Source organism: Sphingobacterium sp. LZ7M1 (assembly GCF_024296865.1).
Lineage (GTDB): Bacteria > Bacteroidota > Bacteroidia > Sphingobacteriales > Sphingobacteriaceae > Sphingobacterium.
Map to the genome: position 1 here is coordinate 3,882,288 of NZ_CP101134.1, position 13,641 is coordinate 3,895,928.

General features: G+C 40.2%; 14 protein-coding genes. 9 read left to right on the plus strand and 5 right to left on the minus strand.

All coding sequences use genetic code 11. The features are described from left to right. Positions 1-7: 7 nt before the first annotated feature. Positions 8-883, plus strand: a complete 876-nt coding sequence (locus NMK93_RS16675; RefSeq protein ID WP_185213988.1) for a rhomboid family intramembrane serine protease — start codon at positions 8-10, stop codon at positions 881-883. Continuing rightward, positions 883-1,983, plus strand: a complete 1,101-nt coding sequence (locus NMK93_RS16680; RefSeq protein ID WP_185213987.1) for an endonuclease/exonuclease/phosphatase family protein — start codon at positions 883-885, stop codon at positions 1,981-1,983. The genes NMK93_RS16675 and NMK93_RS16680 overlap by 1 nt, the downstream gene beginning before the upstream one ends. On the opposite strand, the gene NMK93_RS16685 is transcribed toward NMK93_RS16680, so the two are convergent. Next, positions 1,980-3,584, minus strand: coding sequence for a S41 family peptidase (locus NMK93_RS16685; protein WP_254529093.1), 1,605 nt, complete (start codon positions 3,582-3,584; stop codon positions 1,980-1,982). The genes NMK93_RS16680 and NMK93_RS16685 overlap by 4 nt on opposite strands. Before the next feature lie 137 nt (positions 3,585-3,721). Here NMK93_RS16685 and NMK93_RS16690 point away from each other — a divergent pair, with 137 nt between their 5' ends. The 3 genes from NMK93_RS16690 (at position 3,722) to NMK93_RS16700 (ending at position 6,302) form a co-directional block, all read left to right on the plus strand. Next, a complete protein-coding gene (locus tag NMK93_RS16690) occupies positions 3,722-4,288 on the plus strand; it encodes a hypothetical protein (protein ID WP_254529091.1) in 567 nt (188 codons plus the stop codon). Between the two features lie 78 nt (positions 4,289-4,366). Next, positions 4,367-5,764, plus strand: a complete 1,398-nt coding sequence (gene fumC / locus NMK93_RS16695; RefSeq protein ID WP_185213984.1) for a class II fumarate hydratase — start codon at positions 4,367-4,369, stop codon at positions 5,762-5,764. A 4-nt stretch (positions 5,765-5,768) separates the two neighbouring features. Next, the gene (locus NMK93_RS16700) at positions 5,769-6,302 is read left to right on the plus strand and encodes a fumarate hydratase (protein ID WP_254529089.1); all 534 of its coding nucleotides are present in this window, start codon (positions 5,769-5,771) and stop codon (positions 6,300-6,302) included. Between the two features lie 52 nt (positions 6,303-6,354). Here the strand turns inward: NMK93_RS16700 and NMK93_RS16705 are convergent, their stop codons facing one another. The 3 genes from NMK93_RS16705 to NMK93_RS16715 form a co-directional block, all read right to left on the minus strand. After that, entirely contained in the window at positions 6,355-7,461 is a 1,107-nt protein-coding gene (locus tag NMK93_RS16705; RefSeq protein ID WP_185213983.1) for a toxic anion resistance protein, read from the minus strand. Between the two features lies 1 nt (position 7,462). Continuing rightward, positions 7,463-8,248 carry a hypothetical protein gene (locus tag NMK93_RS16710; protein WP_185217309.1) on the minus strand — a complete coding sequence of 262 codons (786 nt, stop codon included), beginning with the start codon at positions 8,246-8,248 and terminating at the stop codon, positions 7,463-7,465. 99 nt (positions 8,249-8,347) lie between these two features. After that, positions 8,348-9,865, minus strand: a complete 1,518-nt coding sequence (locus NMK93_RS16715) for a hypothetical protein (RefSeq protein ID WP_254529087.1) — start codon at positions 9,863-9,865, stop codon at positions 8,348-8,350. Positions 9,866-9,996: 131 nt separating this feature from the next. Between NMK93_RS16715 and yiaA the strand changes: the two genes are divergently transcribed. From yiaA to NMK93_RS16735, 4 genes are all read left to right on the plus strand, one after another. Then, on the plus strand, positions 9,997-10,464 hold the full coding sequence (yiaA, locus tag NMK93_RS16720) for an inner membrane protein YiaA (RefSeq protein WP_254529085.1): 468 nt from the start codon (positions 9,997-9,999) through the stop codon (positions 10,462-10,464). A 91-nt stretch (positions 10,465-10,555) separates the two neighbouring features. Beyond that, positions 10,556-11,506: a DUF2157 domain-containing protein gene (locus tag NMK93_RS16725; protein WP_254529083.1), complete on the plus strand. Its 951-nt coding sequence runs from the start codon at positions 10,556-10,558 to the stop codon at positions 11,504-11,506. Beyond that, a complete protein-coding gene (locus tag NMK93_RS16730; protein WP_254529081.1) occupies positions 11,496-12,566 on the plus strand; it encodes a DUF4401 domain-containing protein in 1,071 nt (356 codons plus the stop codon). The genes NMK93_RS16725 and NMK93_RS16730 overlap by 11 nt, the downstream gene beginning before the upstream one ends. Beyond that, on the plus strand, positions 12,553-13,038 hold the full coding sequence (locus NMK93_RS16735; RefSeq protein ID WP_254529080.1) for a GDYXXLXY domain-containing protein: 486 nt from the start codon (positions 12,553-12,555) through the stop codon (positions 13,036-13,038). The genes NMK93_RS16730 and NMK93_RS16735 overlap by 14 nt, the downstream gene beginning before the upstream one ends. A 186-nt stretch (positions 13,039-13,224) precedes the next feature. On the opposite strand, the gene NMK93_RS16740 is transcribed toward NMK93_RS16735, so the two are convergent. After that, positions 13,225-13,599, minus strand: a complete 375-nt coding sequence (locus NMK93_RS16740) for a DUF3127 domain-containing protein (RefSeq protein WP_093101488.1) — start codon at positions 13,597-13,599, stop codon at positions 13,225-13,227. Between the last annotated feature and the right edge of the window lie 42 nt (positions 13,600-13,641).

A 13,641-nucleotide genomic window follows, 5' to 3' on the forward strand; every position in this document is an offset into this window, starting at 1 on the left:
CTAAGATATGAAAAAGGAAAACGGCATAAAGATGTTCTTTAGGACAACCTACCAAACAGGTTCTCCTATCCCCTATATCATCTCCGTTCAGATATTTGTGTTTATCCTGATTCATATTGCCGACTTACTGGTTGACTTGGGTGTCATTAAATTTCCATTGTACGATTGGTTGATCAGTAACCTGACTTTGCCCAATAGCTTTGCAGCATTTATCCAGAAGCCATGGACTTTAGTGACCTTTCCATTTGTATACATTGGACTGTTCAATATCGTATTTGACTGTCTATGGTTATATTGGATGGGAAGTACATTTTTGAATTTCCTGAACAAAAGACAGTTAATGACGGTCTTTGTGGGTGCTTTTGCCATTTCTGGAATTAGCTTCCTCGCGCTGTCTGAAATTGATTTCCTTGCAAAAGGGCCAATCCCATATCTATTTTCAAATTCCATGGGACTTGCTGCCATTGTAGCTAGCCTATTGGTCCTGACCCCGAAGATGGAGATCAGGTTATTCCTGTTTGGAATCGTGAAATTCCGGACCATAGCAATCGTTTTTTTGGCCTTGCAGTTCTTGTTCTACGTATTTGCGAACCGTGCGGCGGCTGCGGCATTTCCATTGGCCATTCTATGGGGAATCACATTTATGTACCAACTGCAGGCAGGTAGGGACTTCAGTAAATTATTTTTGTACCAACCAAAAAAGAAACTTCGCGTGCTACATACCGTTAAAAAAACTCCAACCTATAAAAGCTATAAAGGCGATTTACCTAACCAGGAAGTAATAGATGAAATTTTGGATAAAATTTCTCAAAATGGTTATGAAAGTCTATCTTCACGGGAAAAAGAAATACTGTTCAGGGTAAGTAGAGAAGAGCAAGAATAATGTTGATTAAAAAAAAGAATTTAGGTTTCTTTAGCAAGACCGTTATGCTGGCCAATCTGGCTGCCATAGCTGCCCTTTTTTTATGTTATTCTGCCTCCATCATCAACCCTAAATCCTTCTGGCCAATATCATTCCTTGGCTTGGGATATTTACCCATCTTATTGATCAATCTAGGGTTTATTTTCTACTGGATCCTTCGCAAACCGAAGTATTCCCTATTTTCCCTGATTGCCATCCTGATCGGCTGGAACCTGATGACCAAACATGTCACGTTCAACTCTCCTGACCCTGTGGTAAAGAATGACTCCTCCCTTCGTGTAATGACCTACAATGTGCATATGCTGGAACCGGTTGAGAAAACAGATAAACCGGCAAAAGATGAGTTCACGGAGGTTATCAAGGAGGTGAATCCCGATGTTTTATGTTTGCAGGAGTTCAGCAGCACCATCAAAGGGAACAAAAGGTTCAGTGAAAAGATCAAGTCAAAGATCAACTTCGACAGTTATTACTTCGCCCCTTCCCAACAGAACGAATACAACGCTTACGGACAGGTTATCTTTTCTAAATTCCCGATCATCAACTCGGGTCTGATCAAGAAAAATGAATATGGGATCAACCGTGTAATCTATGTCGATATCGTCAAGAATAAGGATACTGTGCGTGTTTACAATGTGCACCTACGTTCGTTTGGCCTGCAAAATGAGGATAAAGAATTCATCCAGAATCCTAAGACTGGCGATGGTACGGAAGAAACCAAGACCAAGCAGGTAGGCAGGAAGTTGAAATGGGCTTTTGAGCAGCGCAGCGACCAGGCAGAGTCCCTATATGACCATATGCAAGAGACCAAATTCCCTAAGATCGTCATGGGAGATTTCAATGATACGCCAATGTCCTATTCTGTCAACTTGATTGGCAAGGATATGAAGAATGCTTTTCAGGAAAAGGGAAATGGCTGGGGAGTTACCCATTTTGAGTTATTGCCCATCCTGCAAATTGATTATATCTTTTGTGAGAATAACTTTACGGTCAATAATTACAAGGTGGTCAAGAAGAAGTTATCAGACCACTACCCTATCTATGCAGACCTCAGGATAAACTAGGTTGTATTCCCTTCTATTTGTCCCAATGCAGACTCTACAAAGGCATCATATCGGTTTTTGACCTTGTAATAGGCCTCTCTTCCAAAATAATACCTACCCAATAAAGCTTCAATATCACTTTGGATCAGATCGTGAAGGTCCCTTTGTTTGCTTGCTGAAATATTCCAGCCTCTTTCTGTAAGGAACTTGATAAAGCTATTGTATTCGGAATCTGGCAGGTTATATCCTTGCAAGAAATTTTCAATGGAGTAGGCTGGCAATTTCTTGGTGAACCGACTGTAAACAAACTGTTCGATCAAGCTGGATTGCACCAGATCCTTGTACAATAAGCTGACCTCATTTGAATCGACTGGGATAATGACGTCTGGCACAATACCGCCACCACTGAAGAGCTTTTTGCCTAATTTAGTTTGATAGGCCTGGGCATGGGCATATGTGGTATCCAAAGACCATAAGCCTTTGTACATATTGACATAGTCGTTCATGATCGTCCAATTAGGACTGTATTTCCGTTGAATGCTCCGGCCTAATGGCGTGTAGTACCTCGCAATGCTGAGGTTGATGGTAGATCCATCGGAGAAATCGAAAAGTTCCTGTACCGTAGCTTTACCATATGTCCTTCTTCCGATAATGGTTCCACGGTCCCAATCCTGTACCGCTCCAGATACCACTTCGCTGGCAGAAGCCGTACGTTCATTGACCAACAGCACCAGTTTACCTTGGCTGTAGCTTCCATTTCCTTCTGAGAGATAATCCAGTCGATCTTCATGGGCTCCTTCGGTATAGACCATCAAACGTTGGTCGGGGAAGAATTCGCTGGCCATTTTAATGGCAATATGGAAATATCCGCCTCCATTATCACGTAGGTCAAGGATCAGGCTTTTTGCGCCTTGTTTTTTAAGGTCAATAACTGCGTTTTTAAATTCTTCTGCTGTCTTTAGGGAAAACCTGCGGATACGGATAAAGCCAATGGTCGGTTTTATCATATAAGCGACATCCAGCGAGCTGACATTGATCTGGTCACGGATGGCCTTCAGTGGACCAGGCATTTTTATGGAATCGCGCTCGATTACCATGGAAACAACAGAACCACGCTTCCCGCGCATTAACTTTTCAACCTCATCCTTGCTGACCAAGGTACCGGCAACATCACGTTTACCAATCTTTAGGATCCGATCCCCTACTTTGAAACCACCTTTGTCCGCAGGACCATTGGTAATAACACCTACGACCAATAAGGTATCATTCAGACTGAAATACTCCATACCTATTCCTTCGAAGGTCCCTTCCAGGACTTCGCTCTGGTTCTTGGATTCATTCGGTGTCAGAAAGGTGGAATACGGGTCTAAGTGAGAGATAATATGGTTAATGGCTCCGTTTTGGACGGAATCCATATTGATGCTATCGACATAACGATTGGAAATCAGGTCTACGACCTGTTGGATCTTATAGGAATTATCAGAGAGACCAATAGGCACTAAGGATCCGCCGGTATTGAATCCTTGCTGATCAGAATAATTCTGGCCAAGTATCAATCCCAATAGCAGGGTGGCGGCATAAGTTGCTGCAACAAAAATATTTCGTTTTCTACCTTTTTGCATTTACGGTCTGGTCCGCAAAATTAATGAATAACCAATTGTTTAAAAGAAATTTATAATAATTATTTTATAACAATTAACAGTCCAAAAAGGACCTTGGAACATAATATCTCCGCAATTTTCAATAATTTTACAGTCAGATGCACGAATTGGAACCATATTACAACTGGCGAGACTATTATATAGCCTCAGAAGATGAACGTAGTCCATTTTTTGGGACTGTTTATAGCGAGTTTGAATACGATAAAAGAATCTATAATTACCTACTTCATCCGCAATGGGATTATTTTGGTTCCCAGACGCTTTACCTGAAGATCCTTTTTACTGATTATGATAAAGGATACTGCATCATTGAGTTTATTGGCGAATGGAACGATGCTATTTACAACGATATCATGGTCCTGAAAAGGGAATTGATCGACCTATTGATCGAAGAGGGCATCAACAAGTTTATCCTGATCGGTGAAAACATCCTGAACTTCCATGCTTCGGATGATTCCTATTATGAGGAATGGTTCAATGATATCGAAGATGGATGGATCGCTGGAATCGACTTCAGGGAGCATGTGATCAAAGAGTTTATGGATAACCATATCGACTACTATATCAATTTCGGAGAATACCTCAACAACTTTCCTTGGCGGACCTTAAAACCTAAACAGGTATATCATCATATCGAGGAACATATACAGAAGCGGTTATCCTAAAATATAGGGTAATAGGCTGGCTTATTTTAGCTTAATTCTCTATTTTTCCTTAGATTTGCCTATCAAAACATTGTAATTATGTCATTCAGAATAGAAAAAGACACCATGGGTGAAGTTCAGGTTCCAGCGGACAAATACTGGGGTGCACAAACTGAACGTTCTAGAAACAACTTTAAAATCGGACCGGCAGCTTCTATGCCACATGAAATCATCGAAGGATTTGCTTACTTGAAAAAAGCAGCTGCTTATGCAAACTGTGAATTAGGAGTATTACCGCAAGAAAAACGTGATGCTATCGCTGCAGTATGTGATGAAATCCTTGCCGGTAAGCTTGATGATCAATTCCCTTTGGTAATCTGGCAAACAGGTTCGGGAACTCAATCCAACATGAATGTAAATGAAGTAGTTGCTAACCGTGCTCAGGTATTAGCTGGTGGAAAAATTGGTGAAGGTGACCCTGTGTTGAAAGCTAATGACGATGTAAATAAATCACAATCTTCAAATGATACATTCCCAACAGGAATGCACATCGCTGCCTACAAAGCTGTTGTGGAAGTGACTATTCCAGGTGTTGAGAAATTACGAGATACCTTGAAGAAAAAATCTGAAGAGTTCATGAACGTTGTAAAAATCGGCCGCACACACTTAATGGATGCGACTCCTCTTACTTTAGGTCAAGAACTTTCTGGATATGTTGCGCAATTGAACTACGGAATCAAAGCGGTTAAAAACACCTTAGCTCACCTATCTGAATTAGCTTTGGGGGGTACAGCTGTAGGTACCGGATTAAATACGCCAAAAGGATATGACGTATTGGTAGCAAAATATATCGCTCAGTTTACAGGATTGCCATTTGTGACTGCTGAAAATAAATTTGAAGCATTAGCTGCTCATGATGCAATCGTGGAAACGCACGGAGCATTGAAGCAATTGGCCGTTTCATTGAATAAGATCGCAAATGATATCCGTATGTTGGCTTCTGGCCCTCGTTCAGGAATCGGAGAGATCTTGATCCCTGAGAATGAACCAGGATCTTCTATCATGCCAGGAAAAGTAAACCCAACTCAATGTGAAGCATTGACAATGGTGGCCGCTCAGGTGATGGGTAATGATGTTGCTATTACCATTGGTGGTACTCAAGGACATTACGAATTGAACGTGTTCAAACCAGTTATGGCTGCAAACTTCTTACAGTCTGCTAGATTGATCGGTGATGCTTGTGTGTCTTTCGAAGAACACTGTGCAATCGGTATTGAACCAAACTACGATCGTATCAAACAATTAGTAGACAACTCATTGATGTTGGTTACTGCCTTGAACACCAAGATCGGTTACTATAAAGCTGCTGAGATTGCTCAAACAGCTCATAAAAACAATTCTACCTTGAAAGAAACAGCTATCAAATTAGGTTATGTAACTGCTGAGGAATTTGACGAGTGGGTTAAACCTGAAGAGATGGTAGGTAGCTTAAAATAACATAGTGAATAAACAGAATAAAACATATTCTCAATTAAAAGCATACCTATCGATTGTGATAGGTATGCTTTTTATTTTCTCGAGTTGCCAAAGGCATTCTGATATGCAAGGCGAAGGTGAAGATTATCTGCAAGGTGTATGGGTGCAGGACAGTATCCCTGGACAAGAAGAGATGCTGAATTATACCTTACATGAGTTTAGATTCACTTGCGATTCGGTCTATACCATTATGCATGTCAAGAACGATGTCAAGAGCATCCCTGATAGTTGCTATAAAGATGGCAAATGGACTGAATACGCCAAAGCAGTGTACTCTGTCCGTGCTGACAGCATGATCGTTGAAGGGGTATACACCAAAGAAAACGGTAAACAGAAGATTTCTGGCTGCTACAAGCAAGGTCCTTATGTACCGAGGTACTTGATAAAGTCCAAAAGCAAGGATAGTTTGGTATTGGAAAATAAATTTGATAGCCGGCCTATCATATTGAGAAAAACAGCCGATATTACCTGTGTTCCCAAGAAACGTTGGGAATTATAGATAAAAGAAAAAGCCAAGGATTACCTTGGCTTTTTCTTTTATCTATTAAATCTTAATTGATCAACCTGTTATCATCAGAAGACTTTAAGATATGGTTCTTAAGTTCAGTTTCCGCAATCAATAATTCCCCTTCTGCTACCTTACGTTTCTCACGACCTTCACGCTGAATTCGCAATACCTCTTCGATGGTAGTGATGATATCGGTATTAGCTTTCTTAATGGTATCCATATCAATGATTCCTCTTTCTGTTTCTTTGGCAACATTGATGGTTGCTTCTTTCAACATTTCAGAGTTTCTCTTCAGCAATTCATTTGTAGCATCAGTAACTGCTCTTTGTGCCTCTAAGGCACTTTGTGCATGGGCAATACCTAGTGTAAGGACCATTTGGTTCTTCCACAAAGGTAGTGTATTGACGATACTTGATTGAATCTTTTCCATCAAGGAACTACTGTTGCTCTGAATCATCCTAATCTGCGGAGCCGTTTGTAGCACCACCATACGGGTAAGTTTCAGATCATGGACCTTACGTTCAAAACGCACAACATGTTGTTCCATGTCTTTATACTCTTGCACCTTATGCTGATCGCCAGTTGCTTCAGCTTCAGCTTTCAGAGCAGGCAAAGTCGTGGTCAGGACTTCATTTAGTTTTTCTTCCCCTGCTTGGATATGCAGAGAAAGGTCCTTGAAATACTGTTGATTTTGGACAAATAGCTTATCGAAGATATTGACATCCTTCGCTAAGTTTTTATAATGTCCTTCTAACTTCAGTTCAATGGAATGGATGTTCTTTTCCACGGAAGCATACTCAGTACGCATTCTCCCGATTTTCTTTTTGAGATTATCAAAGAATGGCAATAAAGGTTTTTTATTAACCCTTTCATCAAACTCACGGATTTCAGAACGTAGGTTGACCAAAATATCCTCGGCACCTCCTAAATCTTTTGTACGGACTTGTTTCAAGATCTCGTTCGAGAAGTTGCTCACATTACTTTGCGTACCTACCCCAAACTGAATGATGTCCGTAGTAGAGGTCAAATTAATCTTGTCTTTATATTGCTTAATCAATTGTTTTTCCTCTTCTGAGAAATTCACTTTCACCTCTGAGGGCTTATTCTGGTTTTGATCATCGTCCAGATGTGTCAAATCTAAATTTGCCATATTATTCTTTTAAAAGGTTTCTACTTTTTAAGGTCTGAATATATACATCGGTTTCAGCCGACACATCTAACATTCCCATTTTAAATTGATTTGTTACTTCTTCTTCTACAGCGACCGCAGCTTGGCGTATCACCTCTTCCAGCTTCTTCTTGGACTCATAGGTCACTGTATTGTTCAATCTTGCGTTTTCCAATTCATCATATTGCATCAGCACATTCACGATGGTGGAGTGTCGAACCAAAAACTTCTCTGCTTCCCGCTTATCCTTTTTCTCCAACAATTGAAATAACCGCAATATCTTGTCGATATCCTTATGGATGTTATTATTATCTATTTCTTTTCGCCAGTGCAATAGTCTTTCTACAAAAAATTGAGGTGTATCTATAGTTGGCGCGGATATTTCAAGACGTTTTTGAGAACCCATACTAGAAATCCAATACAGGTCACGGACTTCGGACAGTTCAAGTCTCTGTAAGTATGGCTTCGCTTGATTCAGCAGCAGGCCATTTCCAACTACATAAGACAATACCGATCCTCCCAATGTCAATAACATTGCCTGGCTTAGCGTCCCAAAAAACATAACGAAGGAAACAAGGAGTCCAATCTCGACTGCCAACAGCAGCCAAGCGGTAAACATCCAAGAACGCACCTTAGCTTTCTTTGCCTGCGACATCATCACCAAAGGATGCACGTGTATTGGCAAAGGAAGAAACATCAGGATGGATAAAAAGGTCCATACCAGCTGTCTAATCTCCCAAGGTCTACTTTTTTTCGTTGCCCAACCCATTCTTTAAATTTAAATATTATTTGTAAAAATACACCAATTCTTATTCCAATGATAGCAATCAGCCATAGTATTAGGTAATTGGCGGTAAATCACCTGCCATTACGTCATTTTTGTCGGTGAATTCCCCTCAAGGTTTTCTATCAGTGTTAACGTGATGTCGTATGGTTTTCGTTTTTCCCAACGAGAAATTAACCAAGAAATGAAACTCAGATTAAAAATGTCCTTGTTTTCATCCAAGTCCAGCATAGAATAAACAGTTTCCTGGAAACTTTGTTGAAAGACCAGATCAGGTTTCATCAAATATTTCTCGACCAAGCCTAGAAAATCCAATACCCGAGACTCTTTCACCTGAAGTAGATATTGCTTATACCTCCGCTTGAAACTCCTCAACCTTGACATGGCCAATTCAATATTCTCAAACTGTGCATGCAATAATATTTCCATCAAGTTCTTACGGATACTCCACAGCATCCCTAACTTCTTTTCATACCAAGCGTCAGTATGTGTCAATTTTGACAGGATCCTTATAGCCTTAAGGTCATTCAACTGACCCAAGAACATCGTTTTACTTAATATCAGGTCATCGATGTCAGCCTGCGCACTTTGTTTCCCCAAATTATCTAATGTATCATCAATAACAATAGCCGCTTCCGCTGCCCTACCAGAAAAAAAATAGTTCAATGCATAGAGCAACTGTTTTCTGTTCCATAGCAACGCCCTATACTGTTTATGCTGTTCTGATAAATCATCCAACTGCTTTAGGTATTTCAGGCTTTCTTCAAAAGACCTGTTCCTTAAATTAAAATTAGCCAAATAGTAAAGAATATGTAAATGATAAAAAACCTGGGAAGGTTGATTCATCTTTTGGCTTTCAATGAACCGATGGCTCTTTACCAAATACCTTTCCACCAAACTATAGTTCTGATTGATGGCGGCATATTCATTGGCAATAAATAAAATTTGATAAAGTGATTTATAATTCATCAGATCCAACATATTGATCTGATATTGCTTGATGGTCTTCTCGATCAACTCCGTCAAATTGATCACCTTGGCTTTCAAATGGATTTCATTCAATTCTTTCCTCAGTGCAGCATAGGCCAAACGCAACTTCGCCTCCCGCTGCATATGGTTCTGGTTGATCCGAAACTTTTCTGTCAGCTCATCCAGATTAACTGCAGCATCTAGATGCGAATATTGTAGCTTTAACAACAGGATCTCATTCAATAAACTAAACTGCTCCTGCGCAACCGCCAATCTTTCAGCCTTCTCCAATGACCTGAAACCGATCTTTTCCAGGTTGTTCTCAAGCAGATACCTCGCCACAACAAAATTCCGAAGGATATCATAAGATTCATCGGTACTGTTTTCAAAGGTTCTTTGTGAGAGGAACACAAGCAGGCTATCGTGCAATCTTTTCCGCAAGGCATGGTATGCATCCCTGTTTTTAGAATTTTTATAAAGGCTTTCTATTGATTTTATATCGTCAGTTTCTATCAAATTGAACAATTTGATATTCTTCACATCATTCCTTTTATTTTTCTTTGTCAAATAACTCTTAAAATCACTTTTATCTTGATTATTCAACAATTTTATCAACTCATTAAGAGAATCCATGTACAAACATTTTTATTAAAACACAACATAAATTTACATTATATATCATCAGTTAACAACAATTATTTGGTTTCACAGGCAAAGTTTGAACCCGACCTTTGGGTCAGTATTAATCATAAAAACAAAAAAAAATGGAACCGCTAAATAACAAAACTGAGGAGATGTTAACTCCATTAAAACACACAGACGAAAACAGAAAGTCTTTCAAACCAACGGCAGCCTTTGTAGGGGCCTCATGGATCGCCATGTTAACTGGCATCTTCGGTTACTGCATCGGACTATGGAATGCAACGATGGAACTCAATGAAAAAGGCTACTACCTTGTCATCCTGCTTTTCGGACTATTCGCCGTCATATCCGTTCAAAAAAGCGTTCGGGACCGCGCAGAAGGTCTTGCAGTGACCGAACTATATTACGGCATCAGTTGGTTTGCCACCTTGGCCTCTATTATTTTATTGATCATTGGCCTTTGGAATGCCGATCTATTCTTAAGTGAAAAGGGGTTTTACGCCATGTCGTTTATCCTGAGTGTTTTCTCAGCCATTGCTGTTCAGAAAAACACCCGTGACGCTAAATTATTTAAAGAAGAAAACATATAACTTAGCGGTTGCCCTGCAGTGTCGAGCAATTGGCCTGCAGGGATTTTTACACTAATTGTTATTTTCACGTTAGAAACTTAATAGATTTCGCATGAAAGATCTAGAAAGAAAAGACCTAGAGCTGCTCTCCGTTCATTCCGACATCAAGGAAAACGAACTCCAACAGTCTCTGGAAGAATATATATACCCCAAACAAGACGCCTGGGCACGGTTTACACAGATCGTCCTATTGGCATTGGGAGTCGGCTTCATGGCCGCCGGAATTGTCTTTTTCTTCGCCTACAATTGGGAAGACCTCGATAAATTCGTCAAACTGGGGATCGTACAAGGCTTAGTCATTATCACGACCAGCCTGAGCCTGACCCTCAAAACCAACAAACTGTTCAAGGATATCATCTTAACCGCTGCTTCCCTCCTAGTCGGAGTGATGTTTGCCGTCTTCGGGCAGGTTTACCAAACGGGGGCCAATGCCTATGACTTTTTCCTTGCATGGACCATTTTCATTAGCCTTTGGGTATGGGTATCCAAATTCCCGCCACTCTGGCTTATGTATTTAGGCCTCGTTAACCTCAGCATATTCCTCTACTACGAACAGGTGGCTAGGTATTGGGATTTTATTTACCTGTCATCAGGCCTGTTTGTCTTAAACGCAGCCTTTCTTTTAGTCTGCATCTGGATCAACGAAAAGAAAAAAGGGGAAATTCCTGCCTATTTCAACAATATCCTAGGATTAACAGCTGCAGTCTGGTCCATCTATAGCAACATCTATTGGATTATGGAGAACCGATACTATGACATGCCAGTAATTCTTGGAGCAACTCTCCTATTTTATGGCTTAGGTCTTTGGTATGGGAATAAAAAGAACAATCCCTTCTATATGGGATTAATACCCTTCAGCTGCATTATCATTTTCGCATCCGTACTGTTGAAGATTTACGATGGCATGCAGATGTATCTATTGATTTCAGTATATCTCATTGTCACCGTCAGCCTCGTTATCTGGAACCTTATAAAAATGCAAAGGAGGAATCATGGAAAATAATCAAACCCAAGAAGCTCTTCTAAAAGTACAAGGCACGATTGGAAGAGAACTAAACATAGACCAAGCCGCAATAAACAGGGACTTGCTTAAAGATAGGCATAGCCAATCCATGACCATCAAGGTCCTGTCCGTTATTGGAGGCATCCTAGCTACAGGTGCATTTTTACTGTTTTTGGAATTGGCCAACTTCTCTTCCAATCACATCCCGCTGTTTATCCTATCTGGAATATTCTTTATTGCTGCCATCTGGATCAACAAAAAATATGACCGTGTCCTATTCGACACCTTATCTGTCTGCATCTATCTACTCAGCTTTATTCTGTTTGGAATGGGCTATAGTAAATTCGACGGCTACACAGATGTGCCATTATTCGTCTACCAAGCACTTGCAATCCTCACGATTACCATCAGCAGGAGCTATATTCTGACATTTTGTGCTATCCTCATTTCTACAGGTACTTTTTTAGCCTACTTTAGCTACAAAGAGGTCCCAGAATTAAACAATGCCCTTTTGGTCCTAGTCGCCATCCTTTTCATTTATTTCACTTTCAACGAAGGTAAATTGATGAAACGAAAGGCAATTCAAGGAAAGCGTTATTTGGCAATCCGCACAGGCTTGGTTTTTTCTTATTTGATCTGTCTTTATTATTGCAGTCGTCCGAACTATATGCCAAACGCTTGGATTATTGATTGGGCAACTTCCGGCGTATTGATCGCTATGACGCTTTGGCTCATTAACTGCTTGCTCAATCGATTCCTTTGCGAAGAAATTGGCAAGAAAATCTTTATTTCCTTAGTCGTCCTGATATGTTTAGGGTTTACGGCTATGAGTCCTGCAATTTCCGGATCCTTATTACTGTTGTTAGTAAGCTTCAAGGTCAATTACAAAACCGGATTTGCCCTAGGCATTATTGCTTTTATTTATTTCATCGGAATGTTTTACTACGATCTTGACATCAGTTTATTGAAAAAATCCATTGCCATGTTTGTCTCTGGCGTATTTTTCCTGCTGTTGTACCTTATGATCTTCAAAAAATCAATTTCACATGAAAAAGCTTAGCATTATTATCATAGTCACTAATCTGATCGCTTTATTGATCTATTTCAATTACAGCATCCGACAAAAAGAAGATATCCTCAAAAATGGAAAGCTGGTCCTTTTGGAATTGGCGCCCGTTGATCCAAGGTCCCTGATGCAGGGCGATTACATGCGACTGGCCTACGAGATACAGGATAACTTCGTCATAGATAGCATCCCTAAGCGCGGCTACGTTGTCTTAAAAGTTGACAACAACCAAGTAGGAAAAAGCATCCGTTGCCAGCCTAACAGAGAACCCCTGAACCCAGGCGAATTCCTGATCGAATACACCCGACCTAAATCTTGGCTGCTCAATATTGGCGCAGAATCCTATTTCTTCGAAGAAGGAACTGGCCAACGCTACGAAAAAGCCAAATATGGCGGTCTAAAAATCGACGAAAACGGAAATAGCCTGTTGATAGGGCTGTATGATGAGAATGGGAAGGAGATATGAGATATGAGATGTGAGATATGAGAAATTTCACGTACTATGGGTTGGGGAAAAAAGAGATATTTTCAACAAATGATATAGCCATTTAATATCCCGGTTGATATCTCAAGTCTCATATCTCACATCTCATATCTAAAACAAAGAAGGGGTTTCTTTATTGAAACCCCTTCTTTGTTTTATCTGTAAACCTTAGAATGGCAAATCATCATCATCTGATGAATTTGCAGATATATCTACCGGTGGCATGTCTGCGTAACCTGGTGCTGGAGCTGCTTGAGCGGTATTCGCTACTTTAGTGACTCTCCATGCTACTAGGGAGTTAAAATAAGTTGTCACTCCATCCTTATTCGTCCAAGGACGACCACGTAGATTGAAAGATACTTCAACTTCATCACCAACAGCTAGGTTATCAAATATGTTGACGCGGTCCTGTGTCGACTCAAAACGAATGTACTCTACAAACTGTGGGTTTTCAGCATAGGCAACGATCAAATCTCTCTTCTTGAAAGACTCTGTTACTTGTTGCGTCGCCCCTATCTCATGTACTTTTCCTCTTATTTCCATAACTTATTTATTAAACCGTAAAATTAAACATTTTTTGCTAAG

Bases quoted from the DNA above. Each gene is read 5' to 3' on its own strand.
- NMK93_RS16675 (WP_185213988.1), top strand. From the start codon at position 8: ATGAAAAAGGAAAACGGCATAAAGATGTTCTTTAGGACAACCTACCAA.
- NMK93_RS16680 (WP_185213987.1), top strand. From the start codon at position 883: ATGTTGATTAAAAAAAAGAATTTAGGTTTCTTTAGCAAGACCGTTATG.
- NMK93_RS16685 (WP_254529093.1), bottom strand. From the start codon at position 3,584: ATGCAAAAAGGTAGAAAACGAAATATTTTTGTTGCAGCAACTTATGCC.
- NMK93_RS16690 (WP_254529091.1), top strand. From the start codon at position 3,722: ATGCACGAATTGGAACCATATTACAACTGGCGAGACTATTATATAGCC.
- fumC (WP_185213984.1), top strand. From the start codon at position 4,367: ATGTCATTCAGAATAGAAAAAGACACCATGGGTGAAGTTCAGGTTCCA.
- NMK93_RS16705 (WP_185213983.1), bottom strand. From the start codon at position 7,461: ATGGCAAATTTAGATTTGACACATCTGGACGATGATCAAAACCAGAAT.
- NMK93_RS16710 (WP_185217309.1), bottom strand. From the start codon at position 8,248: ATGGGTTGGGCAACGAAAAAAAGTAGACCTTGGGAGATTAGACAGCTG.
- NMK93_RS16715 (WP_254529087.1), bottom strand. From the start codon at position 9,865: ATGGATTCTCTTAATGAGTTGATAAAATTGTTGAATAATCAAGATAAA.
- yiaA (WP_254529085.1), top strand. From the start codon at position 9,997: ATGGAACCGCTAAATAACAAAACTGAGGAGATGTTAACTCCATTAAAA.
- NMK93_RS16725 (WP_254529083.1), top strand. From the start codon at position 10,556: ATGAAAGATCTAGAAAGAAAAGACCTAGAGCTGCTCTCCGTTCATTCC.
- NMK93_RS16730 (WP_254529081.1), top strand. From the start codon at position 11,496: ATGGAAAATAATCAAACCCAAGAAGCTCTTCTAAAAGTACAAGGCACG.
- NMK93_RS16735 (WP_254529080.1), top strand. From the start codon at position 12,553: ATGAAAAAGCTTAGCATTATTATCATAGTCACTAATCTGATCGCTTTA.
- NMK93_RS16740 (WP_093101488.1), bottom strand. From the start codon at position 13,599: ATGGAAATAAGAGGAAAAGTACATGAGATAGGGGCGACGCAACAAGTA.